A 26606-nucleotide genomic window follows, 5' to 3' on the forward strand; every position below is an offset into this window, starting at 1 on the left:
TCCTCTTCTCCCCCGGCTGGTGTCGCCGTTGCTCAGTTGCCGTGCGCCGTCGCGCCTCGGCGCGGCCGTCCCGCCGCCGTCAGGTCGCCTGCCCGTCCCCGGTGTCCGGCCCGTTGCCGGCCCGCGCCCCGGCGGTGGAGCCACCGAGGAGTCGGGCGGCGTCGGTGCGGCCACGCCGGGTCCCCGTCTGGTACGAACTCATCATCCGCCGCACCTGCTCCGGCGGACGTGGCGCCTGCTCCTCCGCCTCGTCGTCCGCGGCGGTGTCCGCCGGGTCCGACCGCAACTCCGGCGCGATGCTCGCCTGCCGTACCCGCACCGGCAGTCCGGCATCGGTCACCGGGCCGGCGGCGGGCGTCGGCCCGGCCGAGCCCGGGTCGCCGGACGGGGTGTCGCCGTCCGGTGCCGCCGCGACCGGAGCCGCCGGCTCCGCCGCCGTGGACGGTCGGACGGTCGGCAGGGCGATCGGCACGGTCGGCCCGGTCAGCGCCCCCTGACCGGCCCGGGTCCGGGTCCGGGTCGGCAGCCCCGACTCGGTCACCGGCGGGGTGGGGCGCTCGGAGGTGGAGGCGCGTCGCGCCCGTACCGGCAGCACCGCCGGCTCCTCGTCGGCCCGGGCCGGCGCGGGCCGCGGCCCGGCGGGCCCGTCGACCGCCGGCGCCGGCACGTCGTCGTCGGCCCGGGTCGTGTCGAGCCCGATCCCGGTCGGGAAGCCGCCCGAGGCGCTCGGGTCCTCACCGGTCTCGACCAGGGCCGCCGGGATCAGCACCACGGCGGTGGTGCCGCCGTACGCGGACTCCTTGAGGCCGACCTTGACCCCGTGCCGCTCGGTCAGCCGGCTCACCACGTACAGGCCCAGCCGGGAGGCGTTGGCCAGGTTCAGCTCCGAGCGGTCCACGATGCGGTGGTTGGCGGCGGCCAGGTCCTCCACGGTCATGCCGAGGCCACGGTCCTCGATCTCGATGGCGAAGCCGTTGGCCACCAGTTGCCCGCGCACCTCCACCGAGGTGTGCGGCGGCGAGAAGGTCAACCCGTTCTCGATCAGCTCGGCGAGCAGGTGGATGACGTCACCGACCGCGCGACCGGCCAGCGAGACCGGGCCCAGCGGCAACACGTTGACCCGGGTGTAGTCCTCGACCTCGGCGACCGCGCCGCGCACCACGTCCACCATCGGGACGTTGCGCCGCCAGGCGCGGCCCGGGGTCGAGCCGGAGAGCACGATCAGGTTCTCGGCGTTGCGTCGCATCCGGGTGGCCAGGTGGTCCACCCGGAACAGGTCCTCCAGCTCCTCGGCGTCGTGCTCGCGCCGCTCCATCGCGTCGAGCAGGGTGAGCTGGCGGTGCACCAGGGCCTGCGTGCGCCGGGCCAGGCTGAGGAAGACCTCACGTACGTTGCGGCGCAGCTCGGCCTGTTCCACCGCGGTCCGCACGGCGGTCTCCTGCACGACGTTGAACGCCTTGCCCACCTGGCCGATCTCGTCGTCGCCGAACTCCAGGGGCGGGGCCTCCTTGGCGACGTCGACCTGCTCGCCCCGGCCGAGCCGCTCCACCACCCCGGGCAGCCGTTCGTTGGCCAGCCGGAAGGCGGCCTCGCGGAGCCGTTCGAGCTGCCGGACCAGGGCGCGGGCGGTGGTGATCGAGACGACCACCGAGGCGATGACGGCGATCAGGCCCAGACCGGCCGCGAGCACCATCCGGATGATCACCCAGACCGCCACCGGGGTGGCCCGGTCGACCAGCGCGTCACCGCTGGCCAGCACGGCCGCCTCCTGGTCGTCCAGGGCCGGGTCGATGGCGGCCTGCCAGGCGTCCGCCTCGACCGGCAGCGGGGCGTTGGGGCGGCCCTCGCGGATCAGCCGGTCCTCCAGGGCCCGCAGCCGGCCGAACGACTCGCCCTCGGTCATGGCGACGTACCGTTCCCGGTCGGCGGCGGGCAGCTCGGCCAGGGCCTCCTGGGCCAGGAACCGCTGCGCGCCGACCAGGTGGGCGAACTGGGCGTACTCCTTGTCGTTGATCCGGCCGGCCGCGGCGACCCCGGCGAAGAGGGCGTCCTCCTGGGACATCAGCTCCCGGACCCGGACCAGCTGGGTGAGGGTGGCGGTGTCCTTGGCGATCTGCTCGTCGTCGAGCTTGCCGAGCGAGGCGTAGACCCGGAACAGCGAGTCCAGCACCCCGGTGTACGCCGCGGCCGCCCCGGCCCGGTCCACCGAGCGGGCGACCACCGAGTCACGGACCGGCCCCAGGCCGTTCAGCCCGGCGACCACCTCGTCGATGCGCTGCCCCAGCTCGTCGCTGGAGGCGAGCCGGGCCCGCCAGCTGCGGGCCGACTCGGCGAAGGAGGCGGCCAGCGCCTCGCTGCGCTGCCGCTGCTGCCGCAGTTGCTCCGCCTGCTGCTGGCTCGGGCGGCCCAGGTAGGCCAGGGACATCCGGCGCTCCCGCTGCAACTCGGTGCGCAGCGACTCGCTCGGCTCGGCGACCTGGGCGTCGAGGGTCTGCACACCGAGGACGTTGAGACCGTCCCGCAGGGTCACCCAGGCCGCGAACGCCCAGAGTGCGGTCAGCGAGACCAGCAGGGCCACAACCTTGGTGCGCAGACTTGCACTGCGGGAACCCATCACACCGTCCCTCGCCGGTCATGATTCACGTTTCGGGTTGGCCGAAAGCGCGAGCCGGCCCCGGCGCACGCTAGCAGTGTCCGGAACTTCACTCAAGCAGTGCAGACCAGGGGCCGGCCGGGCTATAGGGGTGGCCCCGCAACCGCTCGGCCGCCAGCTTGCCCGCCGCGACCACGGCGGCCCGGACGATCGCCTCCGGATGGTAGAGGTCCTTGTCGTGCCAGAGTGGAGGGTCGTCGCGCGCGCCGTCCAGGAGGGACAGCCGCCGGGCCGCCCGGGCCACCACCGCGTCGACGGCCGGGCCGCCGGGCCCGACGAGCAGCATCTGCAGGGCGTACGCGGTCTCCTCGGCGGTGCTGCGCCAGCGCCCCCAGCCGCCGTCCGGGCGCTGGGTGTCGCGCACCCAGTCGACCGCGCGCCGTACCGCCGGCCGGGCCGCCGTGCCGCCGTGGTCGTACAGGGCGAGCACCGCGCAGCAGGTGGCGTAGTACGGGGAGGCGTGCCAGCGGTCCGTCCACGACCCGTCGGCCCGCTGCTGGTCGAGCAGCCAGCCGGTGAGCCGGCGGGGCACCGCCGAGGCGGACCGGTCGGCGCCCCACCCGAGCGCCTCCAGCACGTGCGCGTTGGTGGTCACCGAGGCGCCGTCCTCCCCGCGCCAGGTGCAGAAGTGCGCCCCGGTGTCGTACCGGGACAGGCACGACGGGTCGACCGGCCGGCCCAGCCGGGCCAGCGCGTACAGCGTCGCGGCGGTGGTGTCCGCGTCGGTGGGCAGGCCGGGCCCGGTCGCCGCGCCGTCGGGGCCGAGCGCGTCGCGCAGGTCGGCGACGAGGGCCGGCGGCACGGCCAGCGGCACCCCGGCGCGGGCCAGCGTGCTGAGCACCCAGGAGCGTTCGAAGACGGTGATCGGGGTGGCGCACGGCACCGGTCCACCGTGCTCGGTGACCACGGCACGCAGGTAGTCCACGGTGGCCGGCCGACTGTCGTCCGGGGTGCCGAGCCAGGCGGCGGTGGCGGCCGGGGACGCGCCGACCGGCCCCGCCGCCGTCGGGACCACGGCGGGCAGCCGGCGTGCGGCGGGCCCGAGCACCTCCAGCGCGTGCGCCAGCTTCGGCGGCAGGCCGGCGCCGGAGCCGGCCAGCAGCCGGACCCGGTCCAGCCGCCGCCGGTCCAGGCCGGCGGGCAGCGGCGGCGGGCCGGTGTCGCGCCAGTCGGCAAGCCCTGCGGGCGGGTCGGTCAGCCGCTCGCCGATCCGCTCGGCCAACGCCGGTACGACCAGGTCGGCGGCCGGCAGGTCCGGCACCGGGTACGCCGCCGGACCGGTCGGGTCGTGCAGCAGGCGCAACGCCCGGTCGACGCCGTGGCGCACCCCGTGGACGGACCAGCCGACCGGCGCGTCCCGGTCGAGCACGGCCAGCAGCGCCTCCACCGCGCTGAGCGTGGGCACCAGGGCGTAGCCCTCCGGCCCGCCCCAGCCCCCGTCCGGCCGCTGCGCGGTCAACAGGTGCCGGATCCGCTCGGCGTGCCGGGTCAGCCAGGGCGCGAGGGAGACCAGCCGGGCCGTCTCGTACACCGACACCGAGGTCCGGCCGGCGGGCCGGGCGACGAGGTCGGCGACCAGTTCGGCGGCGGCCTCCGCCGGCCCGGCGGCCTCGGGCGCGGCGCCCCGGGTGAGCGCGCCGGTGCTCACGCCACGCCCCAGAAGTCGGTCGACCGGTAGAAGCCGCTGGTGTAGCCGAGCTGACGGGTCAGGTAGGCGGCCTCGCGGGGGCAGTCGGGACGCAACTGGTCGAGCAGTTCGGTGGCCCGCGCGACCAGTCCGGTCAGCTCCCGTTCGACCACCGACCGGTCGTCGGCCAACAGCAGGGCGTTGAGGTCGCCCCAGCGCCGGTCCCGGTCCCAGGTGGCCAGGTCGTTGACGAGCCGCAGGGCGCGCTGCACGGCGTCGCTGGCGGCGACCAGCCGGTCGAACCGGTCGTGGGCGTCGGAGCCGCCCGCCCGGATCCAGTGCGCCACGTTCACCACCGTGCAGGCCAGGTTGTCGGCGTTGGCGAGGTAGTCGGCGAGCCCGGGCAGCGGTGCGCCGTCGCGGGCCGCGGCCCGCCAGTGCCACTCCCGCCGCATCGCCGCGCAGGTCCGGCGCACCGCCTCCCGCCAGACCCCGCCCAGCGTGGCGAAGGCCGGCACGGCGGCCAAGTCGGCGTGCAGGCCGGCGAGGAACCGACCCAACGGGTCGTCGACGTCGGCCGGCCGGCCGTCGGCGATCGCGACCTGCCGACGGACCAGCAGGTCGAGGTCGGCGGCGGCGGCGGTCTGGTGGTCCACCTGCCAGTCGAGGGCGAACCCCCAGAGCACCGCCCGGTTGGTCAGCCGCAGCTCCGCCGGGTCGCACCAGGGCGCGCTGAACGCGATGGCGAGGGCGATGCTGCTGGCCAGCGCCCCGTCGAAGGGGCCGTCGGCGAACAGGTCCGGGTGCGCGGCCAGGCAACGCTGCAGGTCCCGCTGGCCCTGCGCGGCCAGGGCGCAGATGCGTCCGTGTTCGGCGGCCTCCCGCAGTTCGTCGGTGGCCGTCTCGACTGCTGCCACGGCGGTCAGGCCAGGGCCGGCTGCCGGTGCGGGGTGAGCATCAGCGGCACCCGCTCCCGGGGACGCAGCGACGCGGCGAGCTGCGGGTGGGGCATCCCGGGCTCGCAGAGCCGGTACCGGAAGCGGCTGAACAGCGTCGCCACGATCAGCGGCGCCTCCAGCTGGAACAGGTACTGGCCGATGCACTGGTGGGCGCCGCCGCCGAACGGGTAGTAGGCGTACCGGTGGGCACGCCGGGGCCGCTCGGGGGCGAACCGCTCCGGGTCGAAGACCTCCGGCCGGTCCCAGAAGCGGGCCAGCCGCTGGGTGACGTACGGGCTCAGGATGATGGTCGCGCCGGCGGCGATCCGGGTGCCGCCGATGACGTCGTCGGCGACCGCCGTGCGCGGCACCAGCCAGCCGGACGGGTACGCCCGGACCAGCTCGTCGAGGACCATCCGGGTGTAGCGGAGCTGGCCGAGCTGATCCCGGCTGATCACCTCGCCCGGGCCGACCACCCGGTCGATCTCCTCGTAGAGCCGGGCGGCGACGTCGGGCAGCTGCTCCAGCAGGGGGAAGAGCCAGGTGAGCACCACGTAGGTGGTCTCGGTGGTGGTGGCGAAGATGGACACCAGGTCGTCGCGGACCTGCTGCTCGTCCAGCTTGTTGCCGTGCGCGTCGCGGGCCCGGGCCAGCGTGGCGAGGATGTCGTCCCCGCCGTCGCCGCCGGCGCGCTCGGCGCGGACCAGCGGCAGCAGGATGTCGTCGATGTTGCGCACCGCCCGGCGGAACGCCCGGTCCCCGGGCATCGGGACCGCGTCGGGCAGGAAGGGGGTGAGCAGCCGGTACCGCAGCGAGGTGGCCACGACGTCCCCCTCGGCGACCACCCGTACGCCGTCGGCGACGGAGATCTTGTCGCCGAAGAAGACCCGGATGACGGCCTGGCAGATGATCCGGGAGATCTCCTTGGCCGCGTCGACCGGCGCGCCGTCGCGGGCCGGGGCGGCCAGTTCGTCGACGGCCTCGCTGATCGCCCGGCTCAGGTCGTCCACCACCGCGTCGATCCGCTTGGCGGTGAAGTGCGGCTGGAGCCGTCGCCGGCTCGCCTCCCACGACGGGCCCTCGCCGAGGATCCCGTCGCCGGTCATCTTCCGCACCGACTTCCACATCATGCTGTCGCCGGCCCGGGTGTAGTTGGCGGCGTTGTCGCGCAGGACGTGCTGCACGTGGGCCGGCTCGGCCACCAGGTACGGGCGGATGGTGCCCAGGTTGAGCCGGACCACCTGCTCGGGTGCCCCGTCGGCGAGCGCGACCAGGGTGCCGAGCGGGTCGCGCAGCAGCCCGGGCAGGGTACGCCGCAGCGACGCGACGTACGGCGGGCGGAGGGTGGGGGTGGGGGCGGTCGAGTCAGCCACGGCTCACCTGCACGGGTCCTCCTCGCGTCGAGCGCCGTACTGCGCTGCGTACCCCCGTGGTCATTGCGCGTGACGGTCCCGGGAAGCATGCCATCGACACACTCACTTTCTCCAGACATCCCGGCGGGAGAAAATTTCACAGCGCTCCCCCGAACCTCCACTTTGGACGGGCAGCCGGCCGGTTCGGCGCACAGGATTTCGCTGGTGGCACCACCTGACACCGACCCGCCGGTAACCTGAACCTCGGTTGACGCCGAGCGTCACCGTGTTGCCGGCGTCATGCGCCGGGACGCATCCCGCAGGCCCGGGTCGGTACGCCCCGCCCGGCGGTGCGGACCCCGGGCGTCGCGGACCCCCAGGCGTCGCGGAACCGGGCGTCGCGGACCCGGGCCCGCCACCGGGCCGGCGGGCGCGGGCGGCCCGGCAACGCCGGGCTGGCGGGCGCGGGCGGCCCGGCGACGCGGCCCGGCGGCGGCCCGGCGGCGGTCGGGCGAATCCGGGCGCGCCCGGACGCCCTGTGCCAGGCTCAGGGGCATGGACGACAAGACCATCCTGAACCGGATCTCGGAACTCGTCGACGAGGAGCACCGGCTGCGCTCCGCGGCACAGGAGCACGAGACCGGCACCGACGACGAGGCCCGGGAACGGCTGCGCGCGCTGGAGGAGTCGCTGGACCAGTGCTGGGACCTGCTGCGCCGGCGGCGGGCGGCCCGCCAGGCGCACGGCGACCCGGACGCCCAGGGCGAGCGCCCGCTGTCGGAGGTGGAGCGCTACCTCCAGTAGCCGGCGCATCGGACGCGCGCCCCGGGCGGTCGGTGGACCGCCCGGGGCGTCGGCTCAGCGGATGCCCGCCTCGCGCAGCAGCAGCCCGGTCAGCTCGGCCGGGTCCGCCCCGTCGGGCGGCAGCCCGCGCGAGGCGAACCAGGCGCCCACCACCCGTACGTCGCGAGCCAGGAACTCCGGCCCCTGCGGGTTGGCCACCACGTCGACCACCTGCGGCAGGTCGATCATGACGAGTCGGCCCCGGTGCACCAGCAGGTTGTACGGCGACAGGTCGCCGTGGGCGTACCCGGCCCGGGCCAGCACGACCAGGGCGTCGACCAGTTGCTCCCACAACGAGCGCAGCTCGGCGCCCTCCGGACGCAGCTGGGCCAGCCGGGGTGCCGCCGTGCCCTCGTCGGGGTCGCCGACGAACTCCAGCATCAGCTCGGTGCCGATGAGCTGGACCGGGTACGGCACGGCGATCCGGCCGGTGGCGGAGCCGATCTCCCAGAGCCGGGACAGCGCGGCGAACTCGGCCGCCGCCCACTGCCCGGCAATCATCTGCCTCCCGAAGGCGGTCCGCCCGGCCATCGCCCGGTTCTCCCGGGAACGGCGGACCCGGCGTCCCTCCAGGTAGCCGGCGTCGCGGTGGAAGAGGCGGTGCTGGGCGTCGCGGTAGCGCTTGGCGGCCAGCAGGCAGGAGCGCCCGGTGTCCGGCACGCCCCGGCGGACGAGGTGGACGTCCGCCTCCTTGCCGGTCTTGAGCACACCGAGTTCGGTGTCCCGGGCGGCCAGCTCGGTGACCAGCCAGTCCGGGTGGGGTTCGGGCCCGTGCACGGCCTCGTCCCAGGAGGACCAGCGGTCCTCGGGGTCGGGCTCGTCGTCGGGTTCGGCGAGGGCGGGCTCGGCGGCCCGTCCCCGCTTCAGGAACTGTGGTTCGTCGTCGTCGAAGCGGCCCTTGCCGCGGCCACGGCGCTGCGGCGCCGGGAGTTCGTGTTCACGCACTGAGCTGGTGATCCCTTGATCGAGGCTGATGGAGGCAGGTGGTACGACCCTGCGAAGACGGCCATGACCGACCTCCTCTCCTCGACCGGGCACACCCCGGTTGCGCGCTCGCGCGGCCCCCATGCTGGCGGGTACGCCGAGCCGGGGTCAACCGAATTACCGCACCCCTCGACCCGCCGCCGGGCCGACGCCCCGCCGGACGCTCAGCCGCCGAGCACGACGGAGACCGCGGCGATCAGCGAGTCCACCGTGCGGGTGGGGGCGAAGCGGGCGTCGGACCAGCGGCGTCCCCGGTGCAGCCAGACGCTGGGCAGGCCGACGGCGGCGGCCCCGCCGATGTCGGCCTCGGGGCCGTCCCCCACCACCCACGCCCCGCGCAGCGACATCCGGGCCCGCTGCGCGGCGAGCGCGAAGATGCGCGGGTTGGGTTTGCTGACCCCGGCCTCCTCGGAGATCACCCAGTCCGCGACGTACCGGTCCAGCCCGGTCCCCCTGATCTTGGCGTCCTCCTGCTGGACCGAGCCGTTGGTGACCACCACCGGCACCCAGCCGGCGTCGTCGGCGATTCGCAGCGCGCAGGCGACCAGCGGATCGAGGCGGGTGTTCGCCACCACTCCGTCGCGCAGTTCGTCCACCAGGTCGATGGAGGGGATGCGCAGGTCGTACCGGTCGCGGATGGCGTCGGCGACGTCCCACCGGTCGGTGAGCCCGTCGGCGTCGATGGAGAGCAGCCAGTCGATGTCGGTGCCGGGCGCGCCGATCGCGGACAGGAAGCGCTCACCCCACGCGCGGAACGACCCGGCCCGGTCGAGCAGGGTGTTGTCCAGGTCGAGGAGGAGCAGCGGCACTCGGGCACCTTACGGGAGTGGGCGTCTCGGTCGACAGGGTCGAGGGCCCCGACGACGTCCGTCAGGCCGACAGCGCCGATCGGGGGAACCCCTGGTCGGCGGGTCGGTCGGCGAGCATGGTGTGCGCGGAGCGGGTGGCCGCCAGCACCGCCGGATCGAGCGTGGCGACCAGCACGTCCTCGCCGGAGTCGGCGCCCCGGGCCAGCGGGCGGCCCTGCGGGTCGTAGACCGCCGCGCCGCCGTTGAACCGCCACGGCTCGGCGCCGTCCACGGCGTTGGCGAAGACCACGTACATGGTGTTGTCCAGGGCCCGGGCGGCGTAGTAGAGGTCGCGGCGGTGCGCGGAGCCGGCCAGGTAGCCGCTCGGGCACAGGTAGCCGTGCGCGCCGTCGAGCGCCGCGGCCCGGGCGTGCTCGGGGAAGCAGCCGTCGTAGCAGATGCCGAGGGCGAGCCGCCAACCGTCGACGAGCAGCGACGCGCCTCGCCGGCCGGGGTCGAACAGGTCCCGCTCGCCGCCCCAGAGCTGCTGCTTGTCGTACCCGGCCCGGACCGCGCCGGTCGGGTCGACGACCAGGGCGGAGATGGTCCGGCGGCCGTCCGGGTGGCGCACCGCCGCGCCGACGACCGCGGTGAGCCGGCCGTCGCGGGCGGCGGCCCGCACCGGGTCGAGCCGGGGGTCGTCGACCGTGCCGTCGTCGGTGGCGGCCACGTCGGTGCCGGCCGGGTCCGCGGCCAACGTCGGCGGGTGGTACGCCGGCAGGAACAGCTCGGGCAGCACGGCCACCCGGGTGCCCTGTCCGGCGGCCCGGGCGAGCAGCCGGGCGGCGGTCGTCGCGTTGCCGGGCAGGTCGCCGGGGGTGGGGTCGGCCTGCACGGCGGCGACGGTCAGCGGGGTGGGAGGAGGGGGTGCGGAGGTGACCGGGGGCGTCGTCACCGGGCGATCCTAACCGCAGCGGCCCGGATCGCCGTCCCGCGAGGGGAGCAATCCAAGCCGTACGTACGGTTTGCGTAACGGAGGGTCAGCTGGGACGATCGACCCGTGCCCAGAGTAAGTCAGGACCAGCTCGACGCGCGCCGGCAGGAGATCCTCGGTGCGGCGCGGGCCTGTTTCGCCCGGCACGGCTACGAGGGAGCCACCGTGCGCCGGCTGGAGGAGGCCACCGGGCTGTCCCGGGGCGCGATCTTCCACCACTTCCGGGACAAGGACTCGCTCTTCCTCGCCGTGGCCGAGGACGACGCCGCCGCGATGGTCGAGACGGTGGCCCGCAACGGTCTGGTCCAGGTCATGCGGGACCTGCTCGCCCGGGCCGTCTCCCCGGACACCACCGGCTGGCTGGGCAGCCAGCTGGAGGTCTCCCGCCGGCTGCGCACCGACCCGGCCTTCGCCCGCCGCTGGGCCGAGCGCTCCGCCGCGATCGCCGAGGCGACCCGGGAGCGGCTGGTCCGCCAGCGGGAGGCCGGAGTGCTGCGCGAGGACGTCCCGATCGACGTGCTGGCCCAGTTCCTGGAGCTGGCGTACGACGGTCTGGTGCTGCACCTGGCCATGGGGCGCCCGGCCGGCGACCTGGGGCCGGTGCTGGACCTGGTCGAGGAGGCCGTGCGCCGGCGCTGAGCGCAATATCGACTCGGTAACTGGACCGGCGCACCGGTCGGCGCGTGGCGGGGCTGCTCCACAATGATGCCGCGATCCCCTCGCGCGACAGGAGCAGCCATGACCGTCCTCGCCGCCCCGGGTGACACCTGGGGCATCCCCGGTCCCGTCTTCCTCGGCCTGTACCTGACGGCCGCCGTCGTGGTGGTCGTCGGCGCGATCGTGCACCGGTCCCGGATCATCGCCGGACGGCCGGTCGGCCGGATCGACGCCCTCGGCCCGCAGCAGGTGGCGTACCTCAACGGCGGCGACCAACTCGCGGTCTGGACCTCGCTCGGCGGGCTGCGCGGCAGCGGCGCGGTCGGCGTCCGCCCCGACCGGCGGCTCACCACCGGCAGCGCGCTGCCCGCCGGGGTCACCCCGCTGGACCAGGCGGTCCACCACGCGGCCCGGCGCAACCTGTACGCCCGCGAACTCAGCCGCGACGAGTGGGTGGTCCGGGCCCTGACCCAGCTGCGGGAGGGCCTCGAACGGCAGGGCCTGGCGCTCTCCCCCGCGCAGCGGCGCACCGCCCGCAACGGCTCCCTGGCGGTGCTCGGCCTGCTCGTGCTCGGCGCGGTACGGATGGGCGCCGGGCTGTCCCAGGGCAAGCCGATCGCCTTCCTGCTGATCGCCTTCCTCGTCCTGGCCGGCACGGCAATCCTGCTGAACCGGGTGCCGTGGCGTACCCGGGCGGCCGACGCCGCGCTGCGTGAGCTGCGCCGGCGGCACACCCACCTCGCCCCCTCCTCCGCGCCGGCGTACGCCACCTACGGCGCGGCCGGCGCGGCGATGGGCGTCGCCCTGTTCGGCACGGTCTCGCTCTGGAGCCTGGACCCGGGCTTCGCCGAGCAGGCCGAGATCCAGCGGCAGGCGCTCAGCGGCGGCGGCGCGGGCAGTTCCGGCGGCACCTCCTGCGGGGGCGGCAGCTCGTGCAGCGGCGGCAGCTCCTGCGGCGGCGGTGGCGGCTGCGGCGGTGGCGGGTGCGGCGGGTGACCGGCCCGAGCGGGGTGGGCATCGGCTGGCGGCCGGAGATCGCCGGTTTCGTCGCCGAGCTGCCCGGGCTGCGCTTCGTCGAGGTGGTCGCCGAGTCGGTGCACGCCGAGCTGCCGCCGGGCCTCGCCGAGCTGCGGGCGCGCGGGGTCACCGTCGTGCCGCACGGGGTGCGGCTCTCCCTCGGCGGCGCGGAGCCGGTCGACCCGTCCCGGGTGGCCCACCTGGCGCGGGTGGCGGAGCTGGTCGACGCGCCGCTGGTCAGCGAGCACATCGCGTTCGTCCGGGCCGGTGGCCTGGAGGCCGGCCACCTGCTGCCCCTGCCGCGCAGCCGGGAGGCGGTGGCCGCGGTGGTGGCCAACGTCCGGCGCACGCAGGCCGAGCTGCCGGTGCCGCTGGCCCTGGAGCCGATCGCCGCCCTCTTCGACTGGCCCGACGACGAGCTGGACGAGGCGGACTTCCTCACCGAGATCCTCGACGCCACCGGGGCGGGGCTGCTGCTCGACGTCGCCAACGTGCACGCCAACGCCCGCAACCGGGGCGGCGACCCGCTCGCCCTGCTGGACCGGCTGCCGCTGGACCGGGTCGCCTACGTCCACGTGGCCGGCGGCGCGCAGCGGGGCGGTTTCTACCACGACACGCACACCGACCCGGTGCCGCCGGAGGTGCTCGACCTGGTCGGCGCGCTCTGCGCCCGGCGCCGCCCCCCGGCGCTGCTGCTCGAACGCGACGGCCACTACCCGCCCGCGCCGGAGCTGCGGGCCGAGCTGGACGCCCTGGCCGCCGCCTCCGGGTACCCGGTGGTCACGTGACCGCCACCGACCCGCCGGGGCCGCCCGCCGGGGCCGGACCACCCGCCTCGGCGGCACCCCGCACCGGGACCGGAGCACAGGCGGCAGCACCGCAGGTCGCCGGACCGCCCGCCGGGACCGCAGCGCAGACGGTTCCGCGAGGCGGCGGGCCCGCGGCCACGCCGTCGTCCGTACCACCGGTGGTGGCGCCGTCCGGCGACCTGGCCGCCCGACAGGCCGCCCTGGTGGCGGCCCTGGTCGCCGGCGCGCCCACCCCGCCCGGCTTCGCCACCGCCCCGGTGGCGGCGGCCCGGGCCGCGCTGCTGCGCAAGCGGGCCGGTGACGTGGCGCGGCACTGGCCGCTGCTCGCCGCCGGTCTCGGGGACACCTGGTGGGAGACATTCCGTGCCTGGGCGGCGGACCGGCCGACCAAAGGGTCGCTGCGCGACGGCTGGGACCTGGCCCGCGACCTGCGCGCGCGGGACGCCCTGCCCCCGCTCGGCGCCGAGGAGCTGGCGACCCGGGAGGCGAGCACCCGCTACGACGGCCGGGGCACGCCGCGACCCCGCCGGCTGCCGGCCGTCGCCCGCGCCGGCGGCGCCGTCGCGGTCCAGCTCGCCGGTCGGGTACGCCTGCTGCGCCCGGCCCGCCGCTGAGCCCACCGCCGGGTGCGACCGGTACCCGGGTACGGCAGGATCGACGGTATGGATCTCGGACTCACCGATCGGGTGTACGTGCTGACCGGCGCCTCACGCGGGCTGGGCTTCGCCACCGCGCAGTGCCTCGTCGCCGACGGCGCCCGGGTGGTCGTCTCGGCACGGGTGCCGGAGCAGGTCGCCGAGGCGGTCGCGCGGCTGGGCGGCCCGGAGCACGCGATCGGGCTCACCGCCGACCTGGCCGACCCGGCCACCCCGCAACGGCTGGTCGCCGCGGCCCGGGAGCACTTCGGCCGGCTCGACGGCGCGCTCGTCTCGGTCGGCGGACCCCCGCCGGGCACCGCCGCCCAGGTCGACGACGAGCAGTGGCGGCAGTCCTTCGAGACGGTCTTCCTGGGCAGTGTGCGGATGGCCCGCACGGTCGCCGCCGCGCTCACCGACGGTGGCGCGATCGGGCTGGTGCTGTCCACCTCGACCCGCAGCCCGGTCCCCGGCCTCGGCATCTCCAACGGCCTACGGCCCGGCCTGGCCGGGGTGGCCAAGGACATGGCCGACGAGTACGGGCCCCGGGGCGTCCGGGTGCTCGGCCTGCTGCCCGGACGGATCATGACCGACCGCAACCGTGCGCTCTTCGCCGCGACCGGCGACGCGGAGGCGGCCCGGGTCGAGGCGGAGGCGGGCATCCCGCTGCGTCGCATCGGCGACCCGGCCGAGTTCGGGCGGGTCGCCGCGTTCCTGCTCTCCCCCGCGGCGGGCTACGTCACCGGCGTGACCGTGCCGGTCGACGGCGGCGCGCTGCGCGGCCTGTGACCCCGCCCCGCCGTACCCCCGCCGGGGGACGGCCCACGGACCCGGCCACCGGCGGTCGTGGGCGCACCACCGACGGCACCACCGACGACCTCGCGCACACCGCCGACGGCCCCGGCCGCAGCACCGACGACCTGGGGCACAACGCCGACGGCTACGGCCGCGCCACCGGCGAACTCGGGCACACCGCCGACGGCCTCAGCCGCAGCACCGGCGGCCTCGGGCACACGGGCGGTGACCTCGCGCGGACCGGAGGCGGCGGGCGACGCGCGCGGCCGACGAAGGCGGAGCTGGCCGCGGCGGCGGACCGGACCATCCCGGACGTCATCGCCGACGGGCTGGACGTGGTCTTCGTCGGAATCAACCCGGGCCTGTGGTCGGCGGCGACCGGCTGGCACTTCGCCCGGCCGGGCAACCGCTTCTGGCCGGCCCTGCACCGGGGCGGATTCACCCCGCGCCAGCTGCACCCCGGCGAGCAGGACGAGCTGCCCCGCCTGGGGCTGGGCATCACCAACATGGTGGCCCGGGCCAGCGCCCGCGCCGACGAGCTGACCGCCGCCGAGCTGGTGGCCGGCGCGGAGATCCTGGCCGACAAGGTGCGGCGGCGCCGGCCGGCCTGGGTGGCGGTGGTCGGGGTGACCGCGTACCGGATCGGCTTCGCCCGGCCGAAGGCCGGATTCGGCCCCCAGCCGGAGCGGCTGGCCGGCGCCCGACTCTGGGTGCTGCCCAACCCGAGCGGGCTGAACGCCCACTTCACCGCCGAGACGCTCGGCGCCGCCTTCGGCGAGCTGCGCGCGGCGGTCACCCGCCCTTAGTTGGCGGCGGCGGGCGGCAGCGCCTCCTGGGCGACGTACGTGCCCATCGGCACCGTGGTCACCACCGGCTCGGGCTCCACCTCGTCGGCGTACGGGGCGGGCGAGTCGGTGACCGCGAACTGGGTGCGGTACAGCTCGGCGTAGAGGCCGCCGACGGCGACCAACTCGTCGTGCCGGCCCCGCTCCACGATCCGGCCGTCGTCGAGGACCAGGATCTGGTCGGCCTCCCGGACGGTGGAGAGCCGGTGCGCGATGACCAGCGCGGTACGCCCGGTCAGCGCCACCGACAGGGCCCGCTGCACGGCCGCCTCGCTCTCCGAGTCCAGGTGGGCGGTGGCCTCGTCGAGGATCACGATCGACGGCGCCTTGAGCAGCAGCCGGGCGATCGCGATGCGCTGCTTCTCCCCGCCGGAGAAGCGGTAACCGCGCTCGCCGACCATGGTGTCCAGCCCGTCGGGCAGGGCCCGGACCAGGTCGGCGACCTGCGCGCCGGCCAGCGCCGCCCAGATCTCGTCGTCGGTGGCCTCGGGCTTGGCGTACCGCAGGTTCTCCCGGATGGTCTCGTGGAAGAGGTGGCTGTCCTGGGTGACCACGCCGATCTCGTCGCGCAGCGAGGCGAGCGTGGCGTCGCGGACGTCCACCCCACCGACGCGCACCTCACCGTCGGTGACGTCGTAGATCCGGGAGATCAGCATCGACAGCGTCGACTTGCCGGCGCCGGAAGGGCCGACCAGGGCCACCATCTGGCCCGGCTCGACGGTGAACGAGACGCCCTTGAGCACCGGCTCGTTGACCGTACGGTCGAGGGTGGCGACCTCCTCCAGCGAGGCCAGCGACACCTCGGCGGCGGCCGGGTAGCGGAACCGCACGTCGCGGAACTCGACCCGGCCGTTGCCCCGGGGCACCGGCGTCGCGTCCGGCTTCTCCTCGATGCCCGGACGCAGGTCGAGCACCTCGAAGACCCGGTCGAAGGAGACGAGGGCGCTCATCACGTCCACCCGGACGTTGGAGAGCGCGGTCAGCGGGCCGTACAGGCGGGTGAGCAGCAGCGCGAGGGTGACCACGGTGCCGGCGCTGACCGCGCCGGTGACCGCCAGCCAGCCCCCGAGCCCGTAGGTCAGGGCCTGGGCCAGCGAGGCGACCAGCAGCATCGCCACGAAGAAGGTGCGCGAGTACATCGCCGACTGGATGCCGATGTCGCGGACCCGCTCGGCCCGGCCGGCGAAGCGGCGGGCCTCCTCCTCGGGCGAGCCGAAGAGCTTGACCAGCAGCGCCCCCGCCACCCCGAACCGCTCGGTCATGGTCGCGTTCATCTTGGCGTCGAGGTTGTACGACTCGCGGGTGATCTCGGCCAGCCGCTTGCCGACCCGGCGGGCCGGGATGATGAAGATCGGCAGCAGCACCAGCGACAGCGCGGTGATCTGCCAGGAGAGGGTGAACATCACCGCGGCGGTGAGGACGAGCTGGATGACGTTGCTGACCACGCCGGACAGCGTCGAGGTGAACGCCCGCTGGGCGCCCATCACGTCGTTGTTGAGCCGGCTGACCAGCGCCCCGGTCTGGGTGCGGGTGAAGAACTGCAACGGCATCCGCTGCACGTGGTCGTAGACCCGGGTGCGCAGGTCGAGGATGATCCCCTCACCGATGCGGGCCGAGTACCACCGCTGGGCCAGGGAGAAGAGCGCGTCGGCGACCGCCAGGGCGGCGATGATCAGCGCCAGCCGGACGACCGCGCCGCCGGCGTCCGGGCCGCCCCGGGTGATGGTGTTGATGACGTCGCCGGCCAGCACCGGAGTGGCCACCCCGATGATCGCGGCGATCACCACGGTGATCAGGAAGACGACGATGTCGCGCCGGTACGGCCGGGCGAAGGCGACGATCCGCCGGGCGGTACCACGCTTGAGCCGGTGCGCGGAGACCTCGTCCTGGCTGCGCATCGAGCGGAGCATGCTCCACCCGGCCATGCCCCCGCCGGACATCGGGTTGGACATCGGTCACCTCCGGATCGTGGGCAGCGCTGCGCCGTCGGGTTCGATTCTCCCGACGACTACGACAACCTCGGCAGTAACCCGGATCTTCCCGAACGGTCCTTACTATTCTCCCCGGCCGGCGAGATCGCGCAGCCGACGGGTCTGCGCCTCCCGCTCCGCGCGCTGCTGCTCGGCGTGGGTACGGCCACCGGCGCCGGCGAGCAGGGCCTTGATCTCCACCACCGCGTCACGGTTGGCCGCGAGCAGCCCGGCGGTGAGGTCACGGACCGCACCGTCCAGGTCGGCGCGGGGCACGACGAGGGTGGCCAGACCGATCCGGTCCGCCTCGGCGGCGTCCAGCCGCCGGCCCGTCGCGCAGATCTCCAGCGCGCGGGAGTAGCCGACCAGCTCCGCCAGGCGCTTGGTGCCGGCCAGGTCGGGCACCAGCCCGAGGGTCACCTCGGCCATCGAGAAACGGGCGTCGTCGGCGAGCACCCGCAGGTCGCAGGCGAGCGCCAGCTGGAAGCCCGCGCCGATGGCGTGCCCCTGCACGGCGGCCACCGAGATCACGTCCGGGCGGTGCAGCCAGGTGAAGCCCTGCTGGTACTCGGCGATCCGGTCCGCGCACTCCTGCTCGGGCAGGGTGGAGAGCTCGGCGAAGGAACCGGGGCCGGAGGCGCCGGCCACCGACAGGTCGAGGCCGGCCGAGAACGCCCGCCCCTCACCGCGCACCACGACGACACGCACGTCGCCGGGAAGATCCCGGGAGAAGTCGCTCATCGCGCGCCACATCGCCGGGGTCTGGGCGTTGAGCACGTCGGGCCGGCACAACGTGACCGTCGCGACCGGCCCGTCGCAGTCGAGTCGTACCCCGGTCGTCTCTGCGGTCACCGGACCGCCCGGAGGACGACGCTGATGGACGACGCTGGTGGGCGGGTCACGCCTTCTTGCGGCGCCGGGCGCCGCCACGCTGGCGCAGCTGCACCCCGGACTCGGTGAGCACCCGGTGGATGAACCCGTAGGATCGTCCGGTCGAGGCCGCGAGAGCGCGGATGCTCTCTCCGCCGGTGTACCGCTTTACCAGGTCCTTGGCGAGCGTCTGACGCTCGGCTCCGACGATCCGGCGACCCTTCTCAGTGCTGGTGGCTGTGCCAGTGGCTGCCATGCTGATTCCTCACGTCCCAGACTGTGCGGTTCGGATACGGTCCCACCTATTAGACCGCCTCGAACGATCATGCGCCAGATATCAACTCTTCGCCAACCGACACGCTATGCGATGTCAGCTTCCCGATAGAGTGATCCTCCCGACGCCGATCTGTGGTGGGCGTCCGGTTCGCGGGGCCGGGCGGCTGCCCGTACCGTGCCGGGCGTGACGGACCTGCTCGCCGCCGCGGCCGCCGCGGCGCTGGTGTTCGCGGCCACCAACGTCGACGACATCGTGGTGCTGACCGTGCTCTTCGTGGCGGCGCGCGGCACCGGGCGACCCCGGCCGTGGCACATCGTCGCCGGGCAGTACCTGGGCATCGGCGCGCTGGTCACCGCGAGCGTGGTGGCCGCCGCCGGCCTGCTGGTCGTCCCCGACCCGTGGACCGGGCTGCTCGGCCTGCTGCCGATCGCGCTCGGCGTCCGCGCCCTGCTCGCCCGCTCCGACGACGACGCGCCACCGGCGGTCGTCGGCAGCCTGCTCGGGGTGGCCGGCGTGACGATCGCGAACGGCGCCGACAACATCGCCGTCTACGTCCCGGTGTTCCGGTCCCTCGACCCGGCCGCCGGGCTGGTGTGGCTGCTGGTCTTCGCCACCCTGGTGGCCGCCTGGTGCGCGGCGGCGGCCCTGCTCGGCAGCCACCCCCGGGTGGTCGCGCTGGTCGGTCGGGCCGGCCACCGACTGGTCCCGGCGATCTTCATCGCCATCGGCGCCACCATCCTGGCCACCTCCGGCCTCCTCCCCTGACCCACCCCTCCCCCGCCCCGCACCCCCTTCACCCCGTTGATCAAGAGGTTTGCGCACTCGCGCCCGGCGTGTCAGTACCGAAACTTCTTGATCAACCGGCCAGGCGGGGCCGGGCCGGGCCGGGGGGACCGGTGGGGGGGTGGGTGGGGGGTGGGGTCAGGCCAGTTCGACGAGTTCGAGGAGGTCGTCGGACCAGGCGTCCTCGTCGCCGTCGGGCAGCAGGATCGCGCGGTCGGGCTTGAGGGCCAGCACGGCGCCCGGGTCGTGGGTGACCAGCACGATCGCCCCCGGGTAGCGGGCGATCGCGTCGAGCACCTGCTCGCGGCTGACCGGGTCGAGGTTGTTCGTCGGCTCGTCGAGCAGCAGCACGTTCGCGCCGGAGCAGACCAGGGTGGCCAGCGCCAGCCGGGTCTTCTCGCCGCCGGAGAGCACCCCGGCGGGCTTGTCCACGTCCTCACCGGAGAAGAGGAACGCGCCGAGGATCTTGCGCAGGTCGGTGTCGGTCTGGTCCGGCGCTGCGCTGCGCATGTGCTCCAGGATGGTCCGCTGCACGTCCAGCGTCTCGTGCTCCTGGGCGTAGTAACCCAGCCGCAGCCCGTGGCCCGGGTTCACCGACCCGGTGTCCGGCTCCAGCAGGCCGCCGAGCATCCGCAGCAGGGTGGTCTTGCCGGCGCCGTTGAGGCCGAGGATGGCCACCCGGGAGCCGCGGTCCACCGCGACGTCCACGTCGGTGAAGATCTCCAACGAGCCGTACGACTTCGACAGGCCGGACGCGGTCAGCGGGGTCTTGCCGCAGGGCGCCGGGTTCGGGAACCGCACCTTGGCCACCTTGTCGGCGACCCGGACCTCGTCCAGCCCGGCCATCAGCTTCTCGGCCCGGCGGGCCATGTTCTGCGCGGCGACGGTCTTGGTGGCCTTGGCCCGCATCTTGTCGGCCTGCGCCATCAGCGCGCCGGCCTTCTTCTCGGCGTTGGCCCGCTCCCGGCGGCGACGCCGCTCGTCGACCTCCCGGGCCTCCAGGTACGCCTTCCAGCCCAGGTTGTAGACGTCGACCACCGAGCGGGTGGCGTCGAGGAACCAGACCTTGTTGACCACCGACTCCAGCAGCGCGCCGTCGTGGGAGATCACGATCAGCCCGCCCTTGTGGTTGGCGAGGAAGCCGCGCAGCCAGGTGATCGAGTCGGCGTCGAGGTGGTTGGTCGGCTCGTCGAGCAGCAGGATGCCGCCGCCGTTCTCGCCGGCGTCGCGGAACAGGATCCGGGCCAGCTCGATGCGGCGGCGCTGACCGCCGGAGAGGGTGCCGATGGTCTGCGCCAGGGCGCGGTCGGGCAGCCCGAGGTTGGCGCAGATCCGGGCGGCCTCGGCCTCGGCCGCGTACCCGCCGAGGGCGGCGAACTGGTCCTCCAGCGCGCCGTAGCGCCGGACCAGCTTCTCGTCGGCGTCGACGGCGAGCCGGGCCTCCAACTCCTTCATCTGGGCCATCAGCACGTCCAGCCCGCGGGCGGAGAGCACCCGGTCCCGCCCGGTGACGTCCAGGTCACCGGTACGCGGGTCCTGCGGGAGGTAGCCGATCGCGCTGCGCCGGTCGATCTGGCCGGCGTACGGCTGCCCCTCCCCGGCCAGCACCTTCAGCGTGGTGGTCTTGCCGGCGCCGTTGCGGCCGACCAGGCCGATCCGGTCGCCGGGCTGCACCCGCAGCGTGGTGTCGGACAGCAGGATCCGGGCGCCGGCGCGCAACTCCAGGCCGGTGGCAGTGATCATTTCCGGTACTCGCTCTCGGGGTCTGGAAGGGCTGACTCAGGGCACGCGAAACGGCCGGCGGGCCTCAGGGACCGTCGGCGCGGGGCGGTTCAGCCTTCGCAGAGCAGCACGGGGGCAAGTGTACCGGGCGGCCCGTGGCGGGCCGTCCGGATTACCCGGCAAGATCATCGGGTACCGATTCGCCGTCCGGACCCGGTCCGGCACCGCAACCACCAGACGTGACGAATCGGTGATCGGGGTCAACATGGAGCTGAACGAGAACGCGCGGATCGACACCAGCCAGGTGGACGACCGGCGAGGGTCCGGCGGAGGCGGCGGGATGGGCATCCCCATCCCGATCGGCGGCGGTCGCGGGGGCATCGTCGGCATCATCATCGCCGTGCTGGTGGCCCTGGTCGGCGGCGGCTTCGGACTGAACGCGATGAACGGCGGCGGCGGGGCGGAGCAGGGGGACAACACCTCCCTGGAGCAGAAGTGCTCCGCCGACGACGCGCTGCAGCAGCTCGACTGCCGCAACACCCTCTACGTGAACTCCATCCAGGCGTACTGGCGCACCGCGCTGCCGGAGGCGTTCGGCGAGCAGTACCGCCCGTCGAAGACGGTCTTCTTCAGCCAGGGCGTGAACACCGCCTGCGGCCAGGCCGACTCCGGCGTCGGCCCGTTCTACTGCCCGGCCGACTCGCTCGTCTACATCGACCTCACCTTCTACCGGGTGCTGGCCGACCAGCTCGGCGCCGAGGGCGAGTTCGCCCAGCCCTACGTGCTGGCCCACGAGTACGGCCACCACGTGCAGAACCTGCTCGGCACCAACGAGCAGATGCGCCGGCAGCAGCAACGCGACCCGGACAACGCCAACGCGCTGTCGGTGAAGCTGGAGCTGCAGGCCGACTGCTACGCCGGGGCCTGGGCGAAGAACGCCACCGGCACCGCCGACGAGTCGGGTCAGAAGATCTTCAAGAGCATCTCGGAGCAGGACATCGCGCAGGCGATCGACACCGCCGAGAAGATCGGCGACGACGCCATCTCCGAGCGGGCCAACCGTCCGGTCAACCCGGAGGAGTTCACCCACGGCTCGTCCGCGCAGCGCAAGGAGTGGTTCACCCGGGGCTACGAGACCGGTGACCCGAAGTCCTGCGACACCTTCGGCGGCAGCCTCTGAGCGTCCGGCGCCGGCCGGAGCACCGGGTCGCCGGCCCGCACCGCTGACGCGCAGCCAGCGGTCGGGCCGACGACCCGGCATCGTGTTCCGGCGGCGGCGGGTCAGCTCGGCAGAGTCACCTGGGCCGGGGTGGACCGCCCGACGGTGGTGCCGTCGCCCAACTGCCCACCGCTGTTGTCGCCCCAGCACCACAGGCCACCGTCGGTGCGGATCGCGCAGCTGTGGCTGCTGGCGGCCAGGCCGCCGGTCCAGGTGCTGGCGTCACCGACCCGGGTGGGCGCGTTGCGGTGCACGGTGGTGCCGTCGCCCACCTGCCCCTCCGCGTTCTTGCCCCAGCACCACAGGCTGCCGTCGGTGCGGGCCGCACACGACGTGTCGCCGCTCGCGCCGACCCTGCGCCAGGTGGTGGCCGTGCCGACCTGGACCGGTGCGGTCTGGTAGTTGCCGCTCACGCCCAGCTGCCCGTAACCGTTCTCACCCCAGCACCAGAGGGCGCCGGACCGGACCCCGCAGGTGTGCGCGTACCCGGCCGTCACGCCGGTCCAGGTGGTCGCGGTGCCGACCTGGGCGGGCGTCGTCTGGGAGCCCAGGGTGCCGAGACCGAGCTGACCGTCCGAGCTGAGACCCCAGCACCACAGCGTCCCGTCGGTGCGGACACCGCAGGTGTGCGCGAAGCCGGTCGAGACGCTCGCCCAGTTGGTCGCCGTGCCGACCTGCAGCGGGGTGGTCGCCACATAGGGCGAGACGCCGACGCCCAGCTGCTGGGTCCGGTTGAAGCCCCAGCACCACAGGGTGCCGTCGGTCCGCACGGCGCAGGTGTGGGCGGGGCCGGCGTCGACGCTGGCCCAGGTGGCGGTGCCGATCCGCACCGGGGTGCTCCGCGTCGTGGTGGTCCCGTCACCGACCTGGCCCCGGAAGTTGCTGCCCCAGCACCACAACGATCCGTCCGCCTGCACCCCGCAGGTGTGCCCGGAGCCGGCGTCGACCCCGGTCCAGGTGGCGGTGCCGACCCGCGCCGGGGCGCTCCGGTTCGTGGTGGTCCCGTCACCGAGCTGGCCGCCGTAGTTCGAGCCCCAGCACCACAGTCCCCCGTCGGCGCCGATCGCACAGGTGTGCGCCGCGCCGGCGGTGACGCTGGTGACCGCGGGGGCGGCCAGCGCGCCGCGCTCCGCCTGGGTGACGCCCGCCGCCGCCGCGCCGGCCGTCAGTGCCACGGTGAGCACGGCGCTTCCGATGGACATCGCCGCTGCGGCGGCGAGGAGTCTCGTCGCGCGGCGCCACCGGGCCCGCAGCCGACCGTCCTGATGTCCGTTCATGTACTGTTCTCTCCCAACGATGTCGGTGCCTGGACGACGGAGCTGCCCCGGCGGGTCGCCCGGAGACCCACCGCTTCGTCGCACCGACGATATGCATCGGCGGGATTCGATGCACAGTCGACGGGTTGGGATTGACCCGTCTTGATGAGATCTTTCCCGTTCAGCGGACCAGAATGTGGACCGCTCGGGCGGCGGAGACGGCGGCGACCAGGACTGCGTGCCGGGGTTCCGGCACGTCCAGGAGACGGTCGGCGCGCAACGCGGCGAGCGGAGCCAGCCGGCGATCGGCCAGCACGGTCTCCACCGCCCGCCGGTCACCGCCGCAGACCAGGGCCGCCAGGGTCGACGCCTCGGGCAGCAGCAGGCGTACCGCCAGCTCCGCCGCGTCACCCAGGGCCGCCTTCGCCTGGTTGTCGCGCCGCCGGGCGAACCGCTGCTGGGACCACCCACCGGCGGCGGTGCGCCCCTGCACGTACCGGGTGTCCACCTTGGAGACGACCAGGTCGGTGCCCTCGGCCACGCCGACGGCGACCGCGCCCTTGCGGGCGAGCAGCAGACCGAGCCGGCGGGGAGCGGCGGCCGCCCCCACGAATCCGGGCAGGTCCCGCGCCGGGCGGGCGCCGGGCGGGGTGTGCAGCTCGGCGGTGGCGCCGTCCGGGGCGGTGAGCAGCAGGCCGTACCCGAGGACGGTGGTGGTGGGCGGGCCGTGCCGGTCGGCGAAGCCCTCGGTCCAGCGGGCCACCCGGGCCGGCTCGACCTCGACCCACCGGCCGCCCCCGGCTGCGGGTCGGCTGCTCATGATCCGACCGTACGGCACGGTCCGCGCCGACGGGGCGGCGGTCACCCGCCGAGCAGCACGGTGACGGCGAGGGCGGCGATGATCGCGCTGGACACCAGGGCGGTGACCAGGCGGCCACGTGGTCCCGCCAGCACCCGGCCGACCAGCGAGCCGCCCCCGGCGATCAGCAGCTGCCAGCTCACCGAGGCGAGGAACGCCCCGAGCACGAACGCGGACGCGGCCGGCAGGTCCGGATCGGCGGAGTCCCGCCGGCCGATGACGAGCGCCGCGAAGTAGACCACGGTGGCCGGGTTCAGCAGGGTCAACGCGAGCACCCCGGCGAAGGCCCGGGACGGGCTGTCCAGGCCCCGGCGCGGGACGTCGGCCGCGACCGGGCCCGCCGGGCGCAGCGCGCGCCAGGCGGTACGGGTCGCGAGGCCGAGCAGCACCAGGGCGGCGACCACGCGCAGCGGGCCGGCGACCGGGGCGATCACGGCGGCGAGGGCCGTCCCGCCGAACGCGGCGGCTGCGGCGTACAGGCCGTCGGCCGTGCCGACACCGAGCGCGGCGGCGGCGCCCACCCGGAACGAGGTCCGCGCGGCCAGCCCCATGACCAGCACGGCGATGGCCCCGACCGGGATCGCGACGCCGTACCCGGCGATCAACCCGGCCAGGAAGGCCGCCGTCACGACGGCGGGCGAGACGTCGGGGCGCACACCGGCCCGGTCCGCTGTCGGCGCGCGACGGTGGCCGCGCGGACAGGGACGGGCATCGGGTACGCCTCGATCATGGCGTCATTCTGGTCCGGGTCCGGCCGGGCGCGCCTCCGATTTCCGCAGGCGACAGGGCAGGCCGAGCACCGGCGGGACCCGTGCGGGGTGGGCCCCGACGACGGCGCGCAGATCAGGTTCCGCTCGCGAGCAGAACTCTCGCGCCCTCCACGCCCGCCCCCGGAAGTCTGTCGCGTTCGGCAAGGGCGGCCCGGCGTGGAACGCGGACACAATGGCCGGGCCGTCGACCGCTACCCCGAGTGAGGTGCCGATGACCACCGATCGCGTCCAGCCCAACGAGACCGTCGTGCCGCTGCTGCACTGCGTGTCGGCCGAGGAGACCCTGACGTTCTGGCGGGCCCTCGGCTTCGCGGTGACCTACGAGCAGCGCAGGCCGTACCTGTTCCTGGCGTTCGGGTGGAGCGGACTCGACCTGCGCTACAAGGGCGCCCCGAGCGGCGTGGACCCGGCGGCCGAGACCACCGGCGGCTGCCTGGTGATGGTCGACGCGGTGGCCCCGTACCACGCGACGTTCAGCGAGGCGATGCGCCGCGCGTACGGCCGGGTGCTCGCCAAGGGACAGCCCCGGATCACCCGCTACCGCCCCGGCGCCTCCCGGTTCACGCTGATCGACCCGTCGGGAAACTCGATCGTCTTCATCCAGCGGGACGAGCCGATGGAGCTGGAGTACGGCGGGTCGAAGCAGTTGCAGGGGCTCGCCCGGGTGCTCGACAACGCCCGGATCCTGCGCGAGTTCAAGGAGGACGACCGGGCCGCGTACCGGGCGCTCAACTCCGGACTGCGCCGACACGGCGAGACGGCGCCGGCCGTCGAACAGGCGCAGGCGCTGGCCGCGTTGATCGAACTGTCCGTCTCGCTGCCGGAGCCGGAGCGGGTGCCCGAGTGGGGCGCCCGACTGCGGGCGCTCCCGCTGACCGCCGCGGAGCGGGCACAGGTGATGCGCGACGTCGCCGACCCGGCCGTGCTCGCGCCCTGGTTGCCCGCGACGGACGCGTGAACGCGTCGAGCGCGGCACCCGGGTTCCGGGTGCCGCGCTCGAGGCGTGCCGCTCAGACGTTGAAGCCGAGCGAGCGGAGCTGGTCGCGCCCCTCGTCGGTGATCTTGTCGGGGCCCCACGGCGGCAGCCAGACCCAGTTGATCCGGATGTCGTCGACCAGGCCGCCGCCCGGGCCGGTGGTGAGCGCCTGCCGGGCCTGGTCCTCGATCACGTCGGTGAGCGGGCAGGCCGCCGAGGTGAGCGTCATGTCCAGCGTCGCGACGTTGTCGTCGCCGACGTGCACCCCGTACACCAGGCCGAGGTCGACCACGTTGATGCCCAGCTCGGGGTCGACGACGTCCTTCATCGCCTCCTCGATGTCGGCGACGGCGGCCTTGCCGCCGGACGCCGACGCCGTGCCCTCGGTCGCCACGGCGCCCTCGGCCGGGGTCCCGCCCGTCTCCGGCGTCGCCGCGGTCGCGGTGTCCTCGCTACTCATGCCTTCACCTCCGGGCTCGCGCCCACACCGGCGCGTGCCGCGGCGTCCTTGAACGCCATCCACGGCAGCAGCGCGCACTTGACCCGGGCCGGGTAGCGCGCGACACCCGCGAACGCCACCCCGTCACCGAGCACGTCCTCGTCCGGCGTGACCTGGCCACGCCCGGACATCAACTCGACGAACGCCTCGTGCACGGCGAACGCCTCACCCGCGCCCCGGCCGCGCAGCAGCTCGTGCAGCACGCTCGCCGACGCCTGGCTGATCGAGCAGCCCATCCCGTCGTACGAGATGTCGTCGAGCACGTCGCCGTCGGTGGCCACCCGGACGGTGATCTCGTCACCGCAGGTCGGGTTGACGTGGTGCACCTCGGCCACCCGGGCCCCCGGGTCCTCGGCGTCGCGCAGCCCACGCCCGTGCGGGTGCTTGTAGTGGTCCAGGATGATCTCCTGGTAAAGAGACTCAAGCTGCATCAGGCTGGACTCCCGTCGATTCGGCGGACTCCTGCGT

General features: G+C 74.8%; 26 protein-coding genes. 10 read left to right on the forward strand and 16 right to left on the reverse strand.

Translation table 11 applies throughout. The annotated features are described in order from the left end of the window. Positions 1-79 precede the first annotated feature (79 nt). From GA0070614_RS06480 to GA0070614_RS06490, 4 genes are all read right to left on the reverse strand, one after another. On the reverse strand, positions 80-2614 hold the full coding sequence (locus GA0070614_RS06480; RefSeq protein WP_088975098.1) for a nitrate- and nitrite sensing domain-containing protein: 2535 nt from the start codon (positions 2612-2614) through the stop codon (positions 80-82). An 88-nt stretch (positions 2615-2702) separates the two neighbouring features. Then, positions 2703-4301, reverse strand: coding sequence for a prenyltransferase/squalene oxidase repeat-containing protein (locus GA0070614_RS06485; RefSeq protein ID WP_231933560.1), 1599 nt, complete (start codon positions 4299-4301; stop codon positions 2703-2705). Further along, positions 4298-5197, reverse strand: coding sequence for a terpene synthase family protein (locus GA0070614_RS31020; protein WP_231933561.1), 900 nt, complete (start codon positions 5195-5197; stop codon positions 4298-4300). The genes GA0070614_RS06485 and GA0070614_RS31020 overlap by 4 nt, the downstream gene beginning before the upstream one ends. A gap of 5 nt (positions 5198-5202) precedes the next feature. Further along, the gene (locus tag GA0070614_RS06490; protein WP_088975099.1) at positions 5203-6591 is read right to left on the reverse strand and encodes a cytochrome P450; all 1389 of its coding nucleotides are present in this window, start codon (positions 6589-6591) and stop codon (positions 5203-5205) included. A 534-nt stretch (positions 6592-7125) separates the two neighbouring features. Between GA0070614_RS06490 and GA0070614_RS06495 the strand changes: the two genes are divergently transcribed. Further along, positions 7126-7374 (forward strand): DUF2630 family protein, encoded by a 249-nt coding sequence (locus GA0070614_RS06495; protein ID WP_088975100.1) that lies wholly within the window; start codon positions 7126-7128, stop codon positions 7372-7374. A gap of 54 nt (positions 7375-7428) precedes the next feature. Here GA0070614_RS06495 and GA0070614_RS06500 read toward each other — a convergent pair whose 3' ends face one another. The 3 genes from GA0070614_RS06500 to GA0070614_RS06510 all read right to left on the reverse strand — a co-directional run bounded on the left by GA0070614_RS06500 (position 7429) and on the right by GA0070614_RS06510 (position 10140). Continuing rightward, entirely contained in the window at positions 7429-8358 is a 930-nt protein-coding gene (locus GA0070614_RS06500; RefSeq protein ID WP_088975101.1) for a serine protein kinase RIO, read from the reverse strand. Positions 8359-8561: 203 nt separating this feature from the next. Then, positions 8562-9206: an HAD family hydrolase gene (locus tag GA0070614_RS06505; RefSeq protein WP_088975102.1), complete on the reverse strand. Its 645-nt coding sequence runs from the start codon at positions 9204-9206 to the stop codon at positions 8562-8564. A gap of 61 nt (positions 9207-9267) precedes the next feature. Beyond that, entirely contained in the window at positions 9268-10140 is an 873-nt protein-coding gene (locus GA0070614_RS06510; RefSeq protein ID WP_088975103.1) for a carbon-nitrogen hydrolase family protein, read from the reverse strand. 105 nt (positions 10141-10245) lie between these two features. Between GA0070614_RS06510 and GA0070614_RS06515 the strand changes: the two genes are divergently transcribed. From GA0070614_RS06515 to mug, 6 genes are all read left to right on the forward strand, one after another. Beyond that, positions 10246-10818 (forward strand): TetR/AcrR family transcriptional regulator, encoded by a 573-nt coding sequence (locus GA0070614_RS06515; protein WP_088975104.1) that lies wholly within the window; start codon positions 10246-10248, stop codon positions 10816-10818. 99 nt (positions 10819-10917) lie between these two features. After that, positions 10918-11832 (forward strand): TIGR04222 domain-containing membrane protein, encoded by a 915-nt coding sequence (locus GA0070614_RS06520; protein WP_088975105.1) that lies wholly within the window; start codon positions 10918-10920, stop codon positions 11830-11832. Next, positions 11829-12641: a DUF692 domain-containing protein gene (locus tag GA0070614_RS06525; protein ID WP_088979271.1), complete on the forward strand. Its 813-nt coding sequence runs from the start codon at positions 11829-11831 to the stop codon at positions 12639-12641. Before GA0070614_RS06520 ends, GA0070614_RS06525 begins: the two co-directional genes overlap by 4 nt. A gap of 179 nt (positions 12642-12820) precedes the next feature. After that, positions 12821-13276: a hypothetical protein gene (locus GA0070614_RS06530; protein WP_172892382.1), complete on the forward strand. Its 456-nt coding sequence runs from the start codon at positions 12821-12823 to the stop codon at positions 13274-13276. A gap of 48 nt (positions 13277-13324) precedes the next feature. Then, positions 13325-14086, forward strand: a complete 762-nt coding sequence (locus GA0070614_RS06535) for an SDR family oxidoreductase (protein ID WP_088975106.1) — start codon at positions 13325-13327, stop codon at positions 14084-14086. A gap of 287 nt (positions 14087-14373) precedes the next feature. Further along, positions 14374-14898 (forward strand): G/U mismatch-specific DNA glycosylase, encoded by a 525-nt coding sequence (mug, locus tag GA0070614_RS06540; protein WP_231933665.1) that lies wholly within the window; start codon positions 14374-14376, stop codon positions 14896-14898. Here mug and GA0070614_RS06545 read toward each other — a convergent pair. The 3 genes from GA0070614_RS06545 to GA0070614_RS06555 form a co-directional block, all read right to left on the reverse strand. Then, complete coding sequence (locus GA0070614_RS06545; protein ID WP_172892566.1) at positions 14895-16877, reverse strand: ABC transporter ATP-binding protein; 1983 nt, start codon at positions 16875-16877, stop codon at positions 14895-14897. The two genes, mug and GA0070614_RS06545, sit on opposite strands and share 4 nt — an antisense overlap. Positions 16878-16991: 114 nt before the next feature. Further along, positions 16992-17759 carry an enoyl-CoA hydratase/isomerase family protein gene (locus GA0070614_RS06550; protein ID WP_088975108.1) on the reverse strand — a complete coding sequence of 256 codons (768 nt, stop codon included), beginning with the start codon at positions 17757-17759 and terminating at the stop codon, positions 16992-16994. Positions 17760-17805: 46 nt separating this feature from the next. After that, a complete protein-coding gene (locus GA0070614_RS06555) occupies positions 17806-18033 on the reverse strand; it encodes a helix-turn-helix domain-containing protein (RefSeq protein WP_007072022.1) in 228 nt (75 codons plus the stop codon). 204 nt (positions 18034-18237) lie between these two features. Between GA0070614_RS06555 and GA0070614_RS06560 the strand changes: the two genes are divergently transcribed. After that, complete coding sequence (locus tag GA0070614_RS06560; RefSeq protein WP_231933562.1) at positions 18238-18819, forward strand: cadmium resistance transporter; 582 nt, start codon at positions 18238-18240, stop codon at positions 18817-18819. Between the two features lie 156 nt (positions 18820-18975). Here GA0070614_RS06560 and GA0070614_RS06565 read toward each other — a convergent pair whose 3' ends face one another. After that, positions 18976-20580 (reverse strand): ABC-F family ATP-binding cassette domain-containing protein, encoded by a 1605-nt coding sequence (locus GA0070614_RS06565; RefSeq protein WP_088975110.1) that lies wholly within the window; start codon positions 20578-20580, stop codon positions 18976-18978. 244 nt (positions 20581-20824) lie between these two features. On the opposite strand from GA0070614_RS06565, the gene ypfJ reads away from it, so the two are divergent. After that, positions 20825-21739: a KPN_02809 family neutral zinc metallopeptidase gene (gene ypfJ, locus GA0070614_RS06570; RefSeq protein WP_088979274.1), complete on the forward strand. Its 915-nt coding sequence runs from the start codon at positions 20825-20827 to the stop codon at positions 21737-21739. A gap of 101 nt (positions 21740-21840) precedes the next feature. Here the strand turns inward: ypfJ and GA0070614_RS06575 are convergent, their stop codons facing one another. The 3 genes from GA0070614_RS06575 to GA0070614_RS06585 form a co-directional block, all read right to left on the reverse strand. Further along, positions 21841-23055, reverse strand: a complete 1215-nt coding sequence (locus tag GA0070614_RS06575; protein ID WP_088975111.1) for an RCC1 domain-containing protein — start codon at positions 23053-23055, stop codon at positions 21841-21843. Positions 23056-23215: 160 nt separating this feature from the next. Then, on the reverse strand, positions 23216-23854 hold the full coding sequence (locus GA0070614_RS06580) for an acVLRF1 family peptidyl-tRNA hydrolase (protein ID WP_088979275.1): 639 nt from the start codon (positions 23852-23854) through the stop codon (positions 23216-23218). A gap of 41 nt (positions 23855-23895) precedes the next feature. Further along, positions 23896-24522 carry a LysE/ArgO family amino acid transporter gene (locus GA0070614_RS06585; protein ID WP_088979276.1) on the reverse strand — a complete coding sequence of 209 codons (627 nt, stop codon included), beginning with the start codon at positions 24520-24522 and terminating at the stop codon, positions 23896-23898. Positions 24523-24874: 352 nt separating this feature from the next. On the opposite strand from GA0070614_RS06585, the gene GA0070614_RS06590 reads away from it, so the two are divergent. After that, a complete protein-coding gene (locus tag GA0070614_RS06590) occupies positions 24875-25621 on the forward strand; it encodes a VOC family protein (protein ID WP_088975112.1) in 747 nt (248 codons plus the stop codon). A 52-nt stretch (positions 25622-25673) separates the two neighbouring features. Here the strand turns inward: GA0070614_RS06590 and GA0070614_RS06595 are convergent, their stop codons facing one another. Further along, positions 25674-26099 (reverse strand): metal-sulfur cluster assembly factor, encoded by a 426-nt coding sequence (locus GA0070614_RS06595; protein ID WP_088975113.1) that lies wholly within the window; start codon positions 26097-26099, stop codon positions 25674-25676. Then, positions 26096-26569 carry a Fe-S cluster assembly sulfur transfer protein SufU gene (sufU, locus tag GA0070614_RS06600; protein ID WP_088975114.1) on the reverse strand — a complete coding sequence of 158 codons (474 nt, stop codon included), beginning with the start codon at positions 26567-26569 and terminating at the stop codon, positions 26096-26098. Before sufU ends, GA0070614_RS06595 begins: the two co-directional genes overlap by 4 nt. Positions 26570-26606 lie beyond the last annotated feature (37 nt).

Origin of the sequence: Micromonospora coxensis (genome assembly GCF_900090295.1) — a bacterium.
GTDB lineage: Bacteria > Actinomycetota > Actinomycetes > Mycobacteriales > Micromonosporaceae > Micromonospora > Micromonospora coxensis.